Here is a 14,543-nt window from a genome sequence, read left to right as displayed (position 1 = left end):
TTTGCGGATATATCAGGGTGTACGGATAAAGGAGGAAAAAGTTCGGATAAAAGAAGGATATGTTCGGAAAAGAAGGTGAAATTTACGGATATATCGGGGTGTACGGATAAAGGAGGAAAAAGTTCGGATAAAAGAAGGATATGTTCGGAAAAGAAGGTGGAGTTTGCGGATATATCAGGGTGTACGGATAAAGGAGGAAAAAGTTCGGATAAAAGAAGGATATGTTCGGAAAAGAAGGTGGAGTTTACGGATATATCAGGGTGTACGGATAAAGGAGGAAAAAGTTCGGATAAAAATAGAGTTACGGATAAAATCGTAGATCTTGCGGATAAAATCCCGTCCATTTCCAATGACCAAATAATAAATGATATAATAAACCAAAAAAAGGAGCTGAAGTCATGGGATTGCTTCACCAGCCAGAGTGGCGCATCATCGACCAATCCGCTGTTGGCATCCACTTTCAAGCCTTGCAATCATTCGGTACCGACGACACCTTATGCAATTCAGTTGGTTCTGGACAAGCACCCGCTACGGCCAGAACGTGGGTCCATCACAATACCATTGTCCTCGGCATCCAAGATACGAAACTGCCCAACTTAGAGACCGGCATTCAGTTTTTAAACGAACAGAACTTCCAGGTTATTGTCAGAAATTCAGGTGGTTTAGCGGTCGTATTGGATGAAGGGGTTTTAAATATATCGTTGATCCTGCCGAAATTAGAAAAAGGGATCGACATCAACCGCGGTTACGACACGATGTGGCAGTTAATTCAAAATATGTTTACTGACTATCCGCAACAAATCGAGGCAAGAGAAATCGTTGGCTCCTATTGTCCCGGAAGCTATGATTTAAGCATTCATGGAAAAAAATTCGCCGGTATCTCTCAGCGCCGTTTAAAAAAAGGTGTGGCTGTCCAAATTTATCTATGTGTAAATGGCAGCGGCAAAGAGCGTGCACGGCTCATTAAAAATTTTTACGAGATTGCCAAACAAGGAGAGCTGATAAAGTATACCCCGCCTGAAGTGGTCCCGGAGGTCATGGCTTCTCTATCAGAACTGTACGAAATCCCGTTTACCATCTCTGACATCATGCTAAGGTTGCTCATGCAATTAAAAAAATTCAGCAGCCATTTATATTCTGGTTCATTTAATGAGTACGAGCTGGAAATCTTCCCTGGCTATTACCAGCGGGTAGTGGAACGGAACGAAAAATTAAAGCCGTAAATCATAGTCGATTTACGGCTTTTTTAATGGATGTTCTGCCAATTTTCCTCTTTTGACCCTTACTCCGCTACCTTTTCTAAGTTACCATTTCGGTCCATTTTAAACTTAGTAGCTGGTCTTTCTTCCTCTTCAAATAAAACCAGTTTTCTAGCACGATTCATGATTTTCATCAATGTCTCGTAATCTTCCTGAATGGTAACTGAATTTTGTTCTAGGTCACTGACTTTTGCGGCCAGCTGCTCATTTTCTTTCCGTAAATCCGCTATTTCCCGCTTCAATCTTTCATTCTCGCTTTTTAACGCATTGTTTTGCAGATTGGAATGATTGAAGTTTTCCAAAAAGGAAATGACTGAATCAAGGGTCATGTTACCGTTGGACTGATTCGCATAAGATTGCATCAATGATCCCGCAAAGGACTCCGTTGCCATTTCCATTGTTAACTCAGGTGCCGACTCTGCCATTACCTCAACACTCGCAGGTTCGACGATTGTCTCAATTTCCTCTTGAACAGGTACTGGTGGACTGTAAAGCAATTTTTTCTTGCCACCTTGATCTTTTCCTAGAATTCTTTGTCTTTGCTTCCGCTGTTTTTTTGCTAGCTGCAACGCTTTTTCATAGCGATGGCGCACAACTGCGTTCCATCGGAATCCACAAGCGGCAGAAGTACGATTAAGCTTATCCCCAACCTCCTCAAAGGCATTTAACTGCGTACTGCCTTCGCGGACATGTCTTAGAACTGTTTCCGCTAAAAGTAAATCATTTTCATCTGTCCAAGCATCTTGACGAACTTTCATAATTTCAACTCCTCTTGCAATTTACATTAGTTTTTCAAAGTTCTAGTCTAAGGATGACCAATAAATTCACACTTTATACCAAAATGAATAGAAGGATAGTAGTTTTTTTGGGAAAATAAGAGAGTTAGTCCAGCTTGATTTCATTCGAAAGAAAATGTAAAATACCAAAGGAGTTAAAGTAGATTTATTTTTTACTAAAAAGTTGGATAATATAGATATAATGAAGAAGTTGAAAGGGCTGTAAAAAATGTCAAACGAATTTCGTGTGTGTGACGACTGCCAAGCCGTTAACTTAAAGACATTAATTCCTCATCTAAAAGAGATCGATCCAGATGCAGAAATTAAGATTGGCTGCCAATCTTACTGCGGTCCCGGCCGAAAAAAGACGTTTGCCTTCGTCAATAACCGTTCGGTCGCTGCTTTAACCGAAGAGGAATTAATGGAAAAGGTAGCTAAAAAGATTAAATAATCACCTATTTTAGGTGATTTTTTTCTGCAAAAAATTCGGCGGAGAGGTTTACTGAATGACGTCAAACCATAAGGGAGAAGCATCTTCAGGATCTCCATGATAATTTACCGTAATCTCCTCATCCTTTTTAATGTCTCTGAGCGCATAAAAGTCGATTGATAGATTTGCTTTATTATTAAGAAATCTCGCATTTGGTTGGTATGAATGATTAAACAATGAGCCGTACCCTAAAGCAAGTGCCAAATTTTCGTCCCAATAGAAGCAATAACTATAGAGTATGGTCTTTTCCAAGTATTTCTCCCAATCTTTTTTACTAATCATAATAATAGGTGAAGCTTCAATCAGCTCACCTTTTTTAATATCCTGTTTTGCGTATATACCTCTGCCGTACTTTCGAGTGTCTTTTATATATATGGATGACATTGCATTCGTTCCTCCTTTCCCTGTTTTATAAGAAGTTACACTATTATATTGACAGCTTGTCTTTGTTGTTTGTATAATTGCCCATTTTTCAAAGTTCTTGCTGCCTGTGTCGAAAACATTAGGTGAATTTTGTTGAATTTTGGATGAATCTCGTAGAAATAGAGGATATAATAGAAACAAGCACATGAGGAAGAAGGATACAAATGGCATATTCGACAGAGAAACTTAGTGAAGAAAAAGTGTTTAAAGACCCCGTTCATCGCTACATCCATGTCCGTGACAGGGTGATTTGGGATTTAATCGGCACAAAAGAGTTTCAGCGCTTGCGCAGAATTAGACAACTCGGAACTACGTTTCTTACCTTTCACGGGGCAGAGCATAGCCGATTTAACCATTCACTGGGAGTATATGAAATTGTCCGTCGGATCATCGATGACGTCTTCGTCGGAAGACCGGAGTGGAATGATGCAGACCGAATGCTAACATTATGTGCAGCCTTGCTTCACGACCTTGGACACGGCCCCTTTTCCCATTGCTTCGAAAAAGTCTTTGACCTTGACCATGAAGATTTCACAAGAAGAATTGTAGTCGGAGATACCGAGGTTAATAAAGTTCTGACAAAGGTTGCCCCGGACTTTCCGCAAAAAGTGGCAGATGTCATTGGCAAAACTTCAGAGAAAAAGCTCATTATTAGTTTGATCTCAAGTCAAATTGATGCTGACCGCATGGACTACCTGCAGCGTGATGCCTATTATACTGGGGTTTCGTATGGTCAATTTGATATGGAGAGAATCCTTCGCGTTATGCGTCCGCGCGAGGATCAGGTTGTGATTAAACAGACAGGTATGCATGCGGTTGAAGACTATATCATGAGCCGCTACCAAATGTACTGGCAGGTCTATTTCCACCCTGTATCACGCGGGGCTGAAGTGATCCTGATTAAAATTCTCCACCGTGCAAAAGCATTGTACGAACGTGGTTATTCTTTCAAACTTGATCCCCATCACTTTTATTCTTTTTTTAAGGAAAAAGTTTCATTAGCAGACTATTTAAAGCTGGATGAGTCTGTGATTTTATATTATTTTCAAATTTGGCAAGATGAAGAGGATCCGATTTTAAAAGATCTTTGCAGCCGCTTTGTGAATCGTAATTTGTATAAATACGTTGAATTTGACCCGGCAAAGGAATACAAAAAGCTGGGCGAACTGAATCTTCTTTTTGCAAAAGCAGGAATTGACCCGGACTACTATTTGGTTGTCGATTCATCCTCAGATTTGCCTTATGACTTTTACCGTCCAGGCGAAGAGGGCGAACGGCTCCCGATCCATTTGCTGATGAAAAATGGCGAGTTAAAGGAATTATCGCGCGGCTCAGAGATTGTTGATGCGATATCTGGAAAAAGAAGAACGGACCACAAACTCTATTATCCGGCTGATCTTATTTATGATATGTCTAAAAACAAGACGATAAAAAAACAGATACAATCCCTTTTGGATCTATAAGCGAAATTGGCTAATTGTAGGAGATGACAAAATTTGTTGAATGATCACGCTAAAGTGATGCAGGCAGTATTGGCTGCGGGTGAAATTATTGGACGGAAAAAGCTGCAAAAGATGATCTATATTGCGAAAAAGATGGATTTTCCATTTCAAGAAAGATTTCAATTTCACTTTTACGGTCCGTACTCGGAGGAATTAACGCTCCGAGTGGAAGAGCTTTGCAATATGGGATTTTTAAATGAAGTGAAGGAAAAAAAGGGCGGCTACTATCAATACCGTTATACCTTAACAGACTCTGGTAAAGAGTTTTTAAGTTTGAATGAGGTGGAAATGCCGATGCTTGACGGCTGCCTTGTGGACATGAATGACCAAAACGCTAGATTTCTCGAATTAGTTTCGACGGTTTTATATTTTGATAACCTTCCAAAAGAGGAAGTCACAAACAAGGTATTTACCTTAAAAAGCAGCCAGCGCTACACAGAAGCAGAAATCGACGAAGCCTATCAATATATTGGCACACTCAAACAAAAAGCTAAGCTCCAATAATATTGGGGCTTAGCTTTTATTATTTTATAGATCACTCTTACGAACGCCGGCAACAGCGTAATCAGTTTTCTTCATTTCTTCAATGACGATTGAAACCGCTTCAACAGATGCCCCTGTTGTTTCAACAACAGCTGCTGTAACCTTCTCAACCAACGCTTTTTTCTGATCATCAGTGCGACCTTCAAGCATTTTTACTGTAACGATTGGCATTTGTTTTCCCTCCTTTTAACATGACTGATTGTAGTTTCCCATTAATTGTAGAAAAGTGCAAGATGTGGCGAAAAATCCTTTATTTTATTTTTAAACGGGATTTCTGTATACTTAAAATAAACAAAAAGACTCCAATAAAGGCATGGAGGAAGGAGAAACAATATGGATCAAGGACTTGGGCAATTTCTTGCCTATCCATTAAGCGAGATTCCGTACGTTGCCATCACACTGATTATTGCTTTTACTTTTCATGAATTGTCCCATGCTTATGTTGCCTATAAGTTTGGGGATATGACGGCAAAGAATCAAGGCCGGCTAACACTAAACCCACTGAAGCACCTTGACCCGTTTGGAACGATTCTGATTTTTGTGGCAGGATTCGGCTGGGCCCGACCAGTACCAGTCAATCGCTTCTTTTTTAAAAAGCCACGCCTGGCAGGAGTACTTGTCTCCGTTGCAGGACCACTCAGCAATCTCATTTTAACGGCGCTTGCATTTATAATTTGGTATAGTTTGGTAAAAACAGGAGCGGTTGTTCATCTCCCATCCGCCATTGCTGACTTCTTTAACCTCTTTATTCAGTTAAATATCGTTCTGTTTATTTTTAATTTACTACCATTTCCGCCATTGGATGGCTATCGGATTATTGAGGACCTGTTGCCTAACAATGCAAGAGCGAAAATGACTCAGTATGAATCGTGGGGGTCATTAATCTTTTTTATCCTTGTCCTGATCCCAACGCTCTCCAGCTACACCATTGGGCCGATTTTTAATCATACTGTCCCATATGTGTTAGGTGGTATGAATAATTTCTTTATTCACTTATTTAAGCTAAGTTGATTTTATGAATGAAAGGAGGCGTTTTTAGAACCTATGACAGAAAAGAAAAAAATGCAGTTTAATATTATTAAAAATGATCCTACCGACGGGCACCGCGGGTTTGGGAAAGGTGCTTTAAGCCTTGATAACGTATCACCTGTAATTATCGACGTGGAGGCAGGAGAAGCCGTCATCGATGTCGGTGCCATGCATGCCCGCAGCGCAACTGAAAAAGGGATCAAATTTCTTCCCAATAAAAATGAAGCGCCAAACGCAAAGCCATACTGGCTCGTTTGGGTAACCGTTGACCGAAAAGAAGAAGGGCCATACTATGCAGGCGTAACTGCTTGTGAAATGACTATTGACCGTGAAATCCGCCGCGGCTATAAATCGCTTCCAGAGCATGTAAACTACTTGGACAAAGCACTCAAACGGTATATTATCGTTGATCAAATGGACGAAAAATCAAAAGGGATTTTAAAAGAATTCCTCATGAATCATAATGCGGACCTATGGAATAACTCCTCAGAGGAACTCAAAAAGAAGCTATCAATTGGATGAATTGTAAAAAACTTCAATATATGTGACAATTTTTCAAAAATTATATAACATACCCTTGTTGTTTATAGTTAAAAAAAGTAAACTAGAACTACTACGGCGCAAACACGTAGAACTAGGACACGAAAAGCTCCGAATCTGATTCGGGGCTTTTCATTTTTGCGGGAAAATAACTTGAAGTGATCACAGCCATTTCGCCGAAACTGGGGATTATTTCGCCAAAATAACCATTTATTTCACCAAACACAAAAAACCAGGCGCAAAAAGCACCCGGTTTAATGCTCCCAAGGTAAAATCCGCTTATACCATGGCTTCTTTTGTTCTGGCTGCGGTTTTACTGGCGAGTCTTGATTATGTCTTAAATGCTCTGTGCAATATTCAGTTGGCTCCGTTCCCTCTAAGTAGTACGTCATCCGCTTCACTGGACAATCACTTGTCGCAAGCTTGCCGTTTGCCGGGTTCACGTAGACACCAACAACCCCATCCTTAGGCGGCTTGAACTTCTTCACCGCTTTCCCTTTTAAGGCATCCTCCATAAATTGGGCCCAAATTTGTTTGGAATACGACTTTTCTGCCGACAAATCAATTGGCTCACCTTTGTCGTAGCCGCACCAAACGGCAGTGACTAGCTGTGGCGTGTAGCCAATCATCCAGCTATCCGTGTCGGTTGAGCCGGATTTCCCTGCATAGGGCCGAGTTAGTTCGTTGACAACAGAGTTGCCGGTAACAGTCGTATATCCGTTTAACTTTGGGTCAAAAGTTCCTGCCATCATACTGGTCATGACAAATGCCTTGGCAGGGTCTAGTACTCTGTCATTTTCAGCCGGCTTCTCATAAATAATTTTTCCGCTATAATCCTCCACTTTGGTAATAAGTGTTGGTTCCACTTTGATTCCGTCATTAGCTAACATGCTATATGCATTTGCCATTTCAATGACGCGAACTCCAGAAGTACCAAGTGCAAGTGAAGGCACCTTTGACATTGGCGTTGAAATACCGAATTTTTTGGCAGTGTCCACTAAGGTTTCTTCCCCTAAAAATAAATGGGTTTTCACAGCATAAATATTATCGGATACAGCTAAAGCCTGGGCCATCGTGATTTCTCCATCCGCATATTTGTTATTGAAGTTATGCGGCGTGTAATCGCTCGAGCCATCATCAAAATGGAACGTCGTATATTCACTGCGCATCGTTGTGGAAGGCGTAAAACCTTGTCCAAGTGCTGCATAATACAGTATTGGTTTAAAGGTTGATCCTGGCTGTCTGATTGCTTGAACAGCGCGATTAAATGGGCTTTGCTGATAATCTCTGCCACCGACCATTGCTTTGATATTCCCTGTTTTCGGATCCATCGCAACTAAGGCAGTCTGAATTTGCGAGCCGCTGGCAATCACCTTTTTGATCTTCTCTTCCGCAGCTTTTTGTTCTTTAATATTTAAGGTTGTATAAACCTTTAAGCCGCCGAGCGCAATGGTGCGATCATCGAGATGAAGCTGATATTTTAGAGCGTTTTTGACAGCGTCCTGGAAATATGGAGCGATCCTTTTCTCTGGATTTGGATATTTCCCGGAAAATTTCAAAGGCTTGCCTGCAGCAATCTTGGCTTGTTTTTTGGAAATATAGCCATTATCAATCATTGAATCGAGAATATCCTGTTGCCGAAATTTGGCTCTTTTTTCAGAAACAAGCGGGGAGTATATTCCTGGCCCTTTAGGGATTCCCGCTAACATCGATGCCTCTGCTAAAGATAATTGCGAAGCTTTTTTGCCAAAATAATATTGACTGGCAGCTTCCGCACCATATGCACCATTTCCATAATAAATTGTATTTAAGTAGCCTTCTAGAATATCCTTTTTCGAATAATTCATTTCAAGGCGAATGGTATAAAAAGCCTCTAATAATTTCCGTTCCCATGTTTTATCATATTCAAGAAATAGATTGCGGGCATATTGCTGTGTGATTGTACTCGCACCCTGAACCTTGCCAAACGCACGAATATCTGCGAGCGCAGCACCTGCAATCCGACTAAAATCAAAGCCATGATGGGAATAGAATTTTTTATCTTCAATCGAAACCGTTGCATTGACTAAGTCTGGGGAGATATCCTTTAGCGGAACCCAATAGCGTTTTTGGCCATTATTGCTTTCACCGATCACTTTACCGTCATCAGACATCAATAAAGTAGATTGGGGAACAGCCAGCGGTGGTGCCCCTAATACTTTGGCATAGGTGAGAACACCTAAAAAGAGCAGCAGCGCAAGACTCATGCCTATCAAACTGATGAAAATGAACGCCCGTAAATACTTAATTGTTTTCCGAAACCCATGATTAGTCATGATCTCCAAAGCTATCACCCCCTAATTATTTTCTCTATAAAAAATTGCAATAGTATTAGTATGAAAAAGAAGAGTCCTTTTTAAACATTTGTGGATAAAAAAGAAAATTTTTCTTGAAATTTTGCTAGATTCCTCTATACTTTTGTTCGTGTTTGTAAATCCTAAAGTGGAAGCGACCGTTAAGCGACGTATGGACTGGAGCCAACCGACTGAGATAAAGGAAACACGAAGAGCGTAAGCGATTCGATGTTGACTTATCGTAGGGAGGTGGGCGAAGTACACTAGTCGCTGGGAGCTGGAGCTAGACTGTTCTCAAAGTTCAGAGGATTAAATGGATGAAAGGATGAACGAAATGGGAATTTGGTTTACAGAATACCAAACGAAAAATTTCGGAATTACCATGAAAGTGAATCAGACCTTACATACAGAACAAACCGAATTTCAAAAGCTTGACATGATCGAAACAGAAGAATGGGGCAATATGCTTTTGCTAGATGACATGGTCATGACATCGGTAAAGGATGAATTTGTTTACCATGAAATGGTCGCCCATGTGCCATTGTTTACCCATCCAAAACCGGAAAACATCCTGGTTGTCGGCGGCGGCGATGGCGGAGTCATTCGTGAAGTGCTCAAGCACCCCAGTGTAAAAAAAGCAACCCTTGTCGATATTGATGGTAAAGTGATCGAGTATTCGAAAAAGTTCCTTCCTGAAATTGCTGGCAAATTGGACGACCCGCGGGTGGATGTAAGAGTAGATGACGGGTTCCTGCATATTGCCAATAGCGAGAATGAATATGATGTCATTATGGTTGATTCCACTGAACCAGTCGGCCCGGCAGTTAATCTTTTTACAAAAGGCTTCTATGCCGGAATTTCAAAAGCTTTAAAAGAGGACGGCCTGTTTGTTGCTCAATCGGACAATCCTTGGTTTAAAGCGGATTTAATTCGTAATGTTCAACGTGACGTTCGTGAGATTTTTCCAATAACAAGGCTTTATGTGGCGAATATTCCAACCTACCCGAGCGGCTTATGGGCATTCACCATTGGTTCAAAAAAATATGATCCATTAGCGGTATCTGAAGACCGCTTCCATGGAATTGAAACAAAATACTACACAAAAGAGCTTCACAAAGCAGCTTTTGTGCTGCCGAAGTTTGTGGGAGATTTATTGAAATAGGAGGGGTCAGGCCCCCGCTATGTTAGAGCAATGGGGGTCAGACCCCCGAAAGAGAGGAAGAAAAGATTATGCGTTTTGATGAAGCCTATGCAGGCAATTTGTTTATGAAAAGCCACCAAAATTTTGAGGAAGCTCAAGCTGTTTTATACGGAATGCCGATGGACTGGACAGTCAGTTATCGTCCTGGATCACGGTTTGGTCCTACCCGCATTCGCGAGGTTTCTCCCGGACTTGAAGAATATAGTGCGTATTTAGACCGTGAACTGGAAGAGGTAAAGTATTTCGATGCTGGAGATATTCCGCTGCCGTTTGGAAACGCCCAACGCAGCCTTGATATGATTGAAGAATTTGTTGACCAAATTCTTGCAGCAGGCAAGTTTCCACTTGGTATGGGCGGAGAGCATCTAGTTGCCTGGCCAGTTATGAAAGCTGTTTATAAAAAATACCCTGATTTAGCCATTATCCATTTTGATGCCCACACCGATTTGCGCACCGAATATGAAGGGGAGCCGCTATCCCACTCAACACCGATTCGTAAAATTGCTGAGCATATTGGTCCGAAAAATGTGTACTCGTTTGGCATTCGTTCAGGCATGAAAGAGGAATTTGAATGGGCAAAGCAAAATGGCATGCACATTTCTAAATTCGATGTCCACCAGCCATTGAAAGAAATTTTACCAACACTTTCAGGTCGTTCTGTTTATGTCACGATCGATATCGATGTTTTGGACCCGGCCCATGCACCAGGTACTGGTACCGTTGATGCCGGCGGAATTACATCAAGAGAGCTCTTGGCCTCGATTCATGAAATTGCCCGCTCCGATGTCAAAGTAGTCGGCGCCGACCTTGTTGAAGTGGCACCGATTTATGACAATTCAGAGCAAACGGTTAATACAGCAAGCAAAATGATCCGCGAAATGATTCTTGGTTTCGTCAAATAATCTTTTAGGTGCCTGTCCTGCAGTAGGGCAGGCTTCTTTTGAAATTTTGGTATAATACGGTATAATAAATAGAAATGCTTATAAGGAGTCATCCTTCAATATGACTGTAAATATCAACGTAAAAACAACTATTTTTCAGGACGGTCAGGAAGAAATCATTGAGGGCACGGCACAAGGTGATTTTATCCAAAAAGCCAAAAGCTCCTACCTGCAGTACGATGAAATTAGTGATCAGGGGAGCATTCACACGATTCTCAAAATAGCGGAAGACGAAGCGCTCATTTTACGATCTGGTGCCGTGAAAATGAAGCTGCCATTCAAGCTCAATCAAAGAATGAGCGGCAATTATGAAGTGCCGTTCGGCAAATTTGAAACCACGACAGTTGCTAAAAACATCGACCTTTGCTACGACAATAACAAAGGGAAGATCGACTTACGATATGATTTTTCGATGCAAGGAGCACCCAGCGTCGGTACATACCATTTAGAGATAACCTTTCAGGAGGAAGAATAATGAACATAGTTGAACAGGTAAAAACGAAGTTAAAGGAAGAAATCAAAGCTGCGGTTTTAAAGGCAGGCCTTGCAGCTGAAGAGCAAATTCCCGATGTGGTTCTTGAAATTCCAAAGGAAAAAGCACATGGTGACTATTCCACAAATATGGCAATGCAGCTTGCACGGGTGGCCAAGCGGGCACCAAGAGCGATTGCCGAGGAGCTAATCGCCCATTTTGATCGTTCCAAAGCATCGATTGAAAAAATTGAATTAGCTGGCCCGGGATTTATTAATTTTTACATGAACAACAGCTATTTAACGGACCTCATCCCGACTATTTTAAAGGCAGATGAGAAGTACGGGGAAACGACTGTCGGCGGCGGTCAAAAGGTTCAGGTGGAATTCGTGTCCGCCAACCCTACTGGGGACCTGCATCTTGGCCATGCCCGCGGTGCCGCTGTTGGCGATTCCCTTTGCAATATTTTAGCAAAAGCAGGCTACGACGTTTCCCGCGAATATTATATTAACGATGCCGGCAATCAGATTAACAATCTGGCAAAATCATTGGAAGCCCGTTACTTCCAGGCACTTGGCATGGAAAAAGACATGCCGGAGGATGGCTATCATGGTGCGGATATTATTGAAATCGGAAAAAGATTAGCAGCAGAATCTGGCGATAAGTACGTCAAAATGGATGAGAAGGAACGTTTTGAACTTTTCCGCCAGTACGGTTTAGATGAAGAAATGGCTAAATTGAAAAGGGATTTGGAAGATTTCCGCGTCGGCTTTGATGTTTGGTTCTCGGAAACCTCTCTATATCAAAATGGCAAAATTGACAAGGCCTTAGATGCACTGCGAGCTACCGGCTATATTTACGAGCAAGATGGAGCAACATGGCTTCGTTCCACCGATTTCGGTGATGACAAGGACCGCGTGTTAATTAAACAAGACGGTTCCTACACTTACTTAACACCGGATATTGCCTACCATAAAGATAAGCTTGACCGTGGTTTTGAAAAGCTGATCAATATTTGGGGTGCAGACCATCACGGCTATATTCCAAGAATGCGTGCGGCGATTCAGGCGCTCGGTTATGATAAGGATGCGCTTGAGGTGGAAATCATCCAGCTTGTTCATTTGTATAAAAACGGCGAGAAAATGAAGATGAGTAAACGGACTGGAAAAGCTGTTACGATGCGTGATCTCGTCGATGAGGTCGGCCTCGATGCTACTCGTTATTTCTTTGCAATGCGAAGCTCTGATACCCATTTAGACTTCGACCTTGATTTAGCGGTATCTGAATCAAACGAAAACCCAGTCTATTATGCGCAATATGCTCATGCTCGTATCTCCAGTATTTTACGCCAAAGCGAAGAGCAGGGCGTGACGGTTGATGCAGGTGTTGATCTTTCTGGAATCGACTCCGAAAAGGAAATTGATTTATTGAAAAAATTAGGTGAGTTCCCTCAGGCAGTTTCTGAGGCTGCCTTAAAACGGGTGCCGCACCGCATCACTAACTATATTTTTGAATTGGCTTCAACTTTCCACAGCTTTTACAATGCGGCGAAAGTGCTCGACAGCGACAATCCTGAGCGTACAAAAGCCCGTTTGGCCTTGGTGAAAGCAGTGCAAATCACGATGAAAAATGCCTTATTATTAATTGGCGTTTCTGCTCCAGAAAAAATGTAGTTTGACTAGCCCCTTTTCGTTGAAAAGGGGTATTTTTACGGGTTATTTTGGCAAAGATTAAATTGGGTATTTGAGAAGGAGTGGGTATCGAATGAACGTTGGACGTGCAAAAGAAATCGTGGATTCTTCCGATATGATCCATGTGAGTTACCAAGGAGACCCCGTGATCATTCAACATGTGGATGAAGCAACAAAAATGGCAAGGATCTATTACCGAAAAAACCCTGAAGAAGAAAAAGATGTCCCTGTGTTAAATCTGATTGAAGAGTCTTGATGATGAGGCTCTTTATTTTTTTTACAAAAAAAGGCAAAACGTGCAAAGCTCCTCGAAAAAGGTGCAAGTTCGGGGCAAACACGTGCAACCCTCGGCTAAAAACGTGCAAGTCCCAATCCCAGAACCTATTTCAACTCAAGCGCCCCGCCGCTGATCCGCTTGATCCCGCGCACTTTGCTCAAATCATCGACTAGTTTTAACAACGCCTGGTCTTTTGCTTTGGCTTCAATCATAAAATCGATGTCTTGCCCATATTCTTGAAGGAGCTTCAAAAATGGCATCATAAACTCCACACTGACGAAGTCAGCATGGGAACGGAATTCTTTCTCATTTTTTGGCGAAGAAATATGTACCTTTGGAGGAAACGTCCGCCCCGCCCAGGTTCCAAACATTCTTGGCAGCAGGTCCTCGAGCGGTGCTGCACAAGGATTGGCCATATGATGATGGTAGTCAAACACAAATGGCACACCAACACGTTCACATGCAGCAAGTGTCTCTTCGGCATTATAGGTCTTATCATCATTCTCCAACGTCATCACTTTTTTGATGTCAAGAGGCAGCGTCTTGAGGTTTTCATAAAACCGCTTGATCGTTTTTTCCTTATCACCATATGCACCTCCGATATGGATATTAATCAGACTTGATGCTTCAATCCCCATTGCTTTAAGCATCTTATAGTGATATTCCATATCGACAACTGCATTTTTCGTTATTTTTTTCTGTGGAGAAGTAAACAGGGTAAACTGGTTAGGATGAAAGCTAACCCGCAGCCGTTTCTTCTTCACCAAGCCGCCAATTTCCAGCCATTCCTGGCGAAACGGAGTGACAAAGTCCCAGAGAATGTCGGGGTGAGTGGCAAGCGGTACAATCGAACTCGATAAGCGGTACAGCTCAATTTCATGGCCAAGATTGTAATATAACATTCGCAACGTATGCTTCAAATTTTCCTTTGTGACAAACAAGAGCTTGTCTTTTCGCTCTTCCGCACCAAGCTGCTGATAGCGGGTAAAGGTCACAGTTTTAGCAGGGCTCGCATCCCACAAACTAACCGCATGAGAAACATAACCAAAACGAATTTTCATAAAGC

Annotated in this window: 16 protein-coding genes; 11 read left to right on the top strand and 5 right to left on the bottom strand. The window is 41.9% G+C overall.

From position 1 onward, the window contains the following. Window positions 1-398 precede the first annotated feature (398 nt). Window positions 399-1,223 carry an octanoyl-[GcvH]:protein N-octanoyltransferase gene (locus RCG17_RS12495; RefSeq protein ID WP_308175452.1) on the top strand — a complete coding sequence of 275 codons (825 nt, stop codon included), beginning with the start codon at window positions 399-401 and terminating at the stop codon, window positions 1,221-1,223. Between the two features lie 59 nt (window positions 1,224-1,282). On the opposite strand, the gene RCG17_RS12490 is transcribed toward RCG17_RS12495, so the two are convergent. Further along, window positions 1,283-2,017 carry an RsfA family transcriptional regulator gene (locus RCG17_RS12490; RefSeq protein WP_308175451.1) on the bottom strand — a complete coding sequence of 245 codons (735 nt, stop codon included), beginning with the start codon at window positions 2,015-2,017 and terminating at the stop codon, window positions 1,283-1,285. 247 nt (window positions 2,018-2,264) lie between these two features. On the opposite strand from RCG17_RS12490, the gene RCG17_RS12485 reads away from it, so the two are divergent. Continuing rightward, window positions 2,265-2,486, top strand: a complete 222-nt coding sequence (locus RCG17_RS12485; RefSeq protein WP_308175450.1) for a YuzB family protein — start codon at window positions 2,265-2,267, stop codon at window positions 2,484-2,486. A gap of 48 nt (window positions 2,487-2,534) precedes the next feature. On the opposite strand, the gene RCG17_RS12480 is transcribed toward RCG17_RS12485, so the two are convergent. After that, on the bottom strand, window positions 2,535-2,909 hold the full coding sequence (locus RCG17_RS12480; protein WP_308175449.1) for an SET domain-containing protein: 375 nt from the start codon (window positions 2,907-2,909) through the stop codon (window positions 2,535-2,537). 203 nt (window positions 2,910-3,112) lie between these two features. Here RCG17_RS12480 and RCG17_RS12475 point away from each other — a divergent pair, with 203 nt between their 5' ends. Together RCG17_RS12475 and RCG17_RS12470 are read left to right on the top strand one after the other, a co-directional pair. Then, a complete protein-coding gene (locus tag RCG17_RS12475) occupies window positions 3,113-4,411 on the top strand; it encodes an HD domain-containing protein (protein WP_308175448.1) in 1,299 nt (432 codons plus the stop codon). Between the two features lie 33 nt (window positions 4,412-4,444). Beyond that, entirely contained in the window at window positions 4,445-4,954 is a 510-nt protein-coding gene (locus tag RCG17_RS12470; RefSeq protein WP_308175447.1) for a YwgA family protein, read from the top strand. Window positions 4,955-4,978: 24 nt separating this feature from the next. Here the strand turns inward: RCG17_RS12470 and RCG17_RS12465 are convergent, their stop codons facing one another. Beyond that, window positions 4,979-5,164 (bottom strand): 2-hydroxymuconate tautomerase, encoded by a 186-nt coding sequence (locus tag RCG17_RS12465; RefSeq protein ID WP_308175446.1) that lies wholly within the window; start codon window positions 5,162-5,164, stop codon window positions 4,979-4,981. Window positions 5,165-5,326: 162 nt separating this feature from the next. On the opposite strand from RCG17_RS12465, the gene RCG17_RS12460 reads away from it, so the two are divergent. After that, window positions 5,327-6,004 carry a site-2 protease family protein gene (locus tag RCG17_RS12460; RefSeq protein WP_308175445.1) on the top strand — a complete coding sequence of 226 codons (678 nt, stop codon included), beginning with the start codon at window positions 5,327-5,329 and terminating at the stop codon, window positions 6,002-6,004. 33 nt (window positions 6,005-6,037) lie between these two features. Next, window positions 6,038-6,544 carry a YwhD family protein gene (locus tag RCG17_RS12455; protein WP_308175444.1) on the top strand — a complete coding sequence of 169 codons (507 nt, stop codon included), beginning with the start codon at window positions 6,038-6,040 and terminating at the stop codon, window positions 6,542-6,544. Window positions 6,545-6,816: 272 nt separating this feature from the next. On the opposite strand, the gene RCG17_RS12450 is transcribed toward RCG17_RS12455, so the two are convergent. After that, entirely contained in the window at window positions 6,817-8,886 is a 2,070-nt protein-coding gene (locus RCG17_RS12450) for a transglycosylase domain-containing protein (protein ID WP_308175443.1), read from the bottom strand. Between the two features lie 343 nt (window positions 8,887-9,229). On the opposite strand from RCG17_RS12450, the gene speE reads away from it, so the two are divergent. From speE to RCG17_RS12425, 5 genes are all read left to right on the top strand, one after another. Next, window positions 9,230-10,057, top strand: a complete 828-nt coding sequence (gene speE, locus RCG17_RS12445; RefSeq protein WP_374120926.1) for a spermidine synthase — start codon at window positions 9,230-9,232, stop codon at window positions 10,055-10,057. Between the two features lie 68 nt (window positions 10,058-10,125). After that, a complete protein-coding gene (gene speB / locus RCG17_RS12440) occupies window positions 10,126-10,998 on the top strand; it encodes an agmatinase (protein ID WP_308175442.1) in 873 nt (290 codons plus the stop codon). 100 nt (window positions 10,999-11,098) lie between these two features. Further along, window positions 11,099-11,512 carry a YwiB family protein gene (locus RCG17_RS12435; RefSeq protein ID WP_308175441.1) on the top strand — a complete coding sequence of 138 codons (414 nt, stop codon included), beginning with the start codon at window positions 11,099-11,101 and terminating at the stop codon, window positions 11,510-11,512. Further along, complete coding sequence (gene argS / locus RCG17_RS12430; protein WP_308175440.1) at window positions 11,512-13,182, top strand: arginine--tRNA ligase; 1,671 nt, start codon at window positions 11,512-11,514, stop codon at window positions 13,180-13,182. The genes RCG17_RS12435 and argS overlap by 1 nt, the downstream gene beginning before the upstream one ends. A 91-nt stretch (window positions 13,183-13,273) precedes the next feature. Continuing rightward, complete coding sequence (locus RCG17_RS12425; protein WP_308175439.1) at window positions 13,274-13,456, top strand: H-type small acid-soluble spore protein; 183 nt, start codon at window positions 13,274-13,276, stop codon at window positions 13,454-13,456. 125 nt (window positions 13,457-13,581) lie between these two features. Here the strand turns inward: RCG17_RS12425 and uvsE are convergent, their stop codons facing one another. After that, window positions 13,582-14,538: a UV DNA damage repair endonuclease UvsE gene (gene uvsE, locus RCG17_RS12420; protein ID WP_308175438.1), complete on the bottom strand. Its 957-nt coding sequence runs from the start codon at window positions 14,536-14,538 to the stop codon at window positions 13,582-13,584. Between the last annotated feature and the right edge of the window lie 5 nt (window positions 14,539-14,543).

Origin of the sequence: Neobacillus sp. PS3-12 (assembly GCF_030915385.1) — a bacterium.
Lineage (GTDB): Bacteria > Bacillota > Bacilli > Bacillales > Cytobacillaceae > JAEVLT01.
The sequence above is the reverse complement of the archived record's forward strand: the minus strand, read 5'-3'. Positions and strand labels throughout refer to the sequence as shown.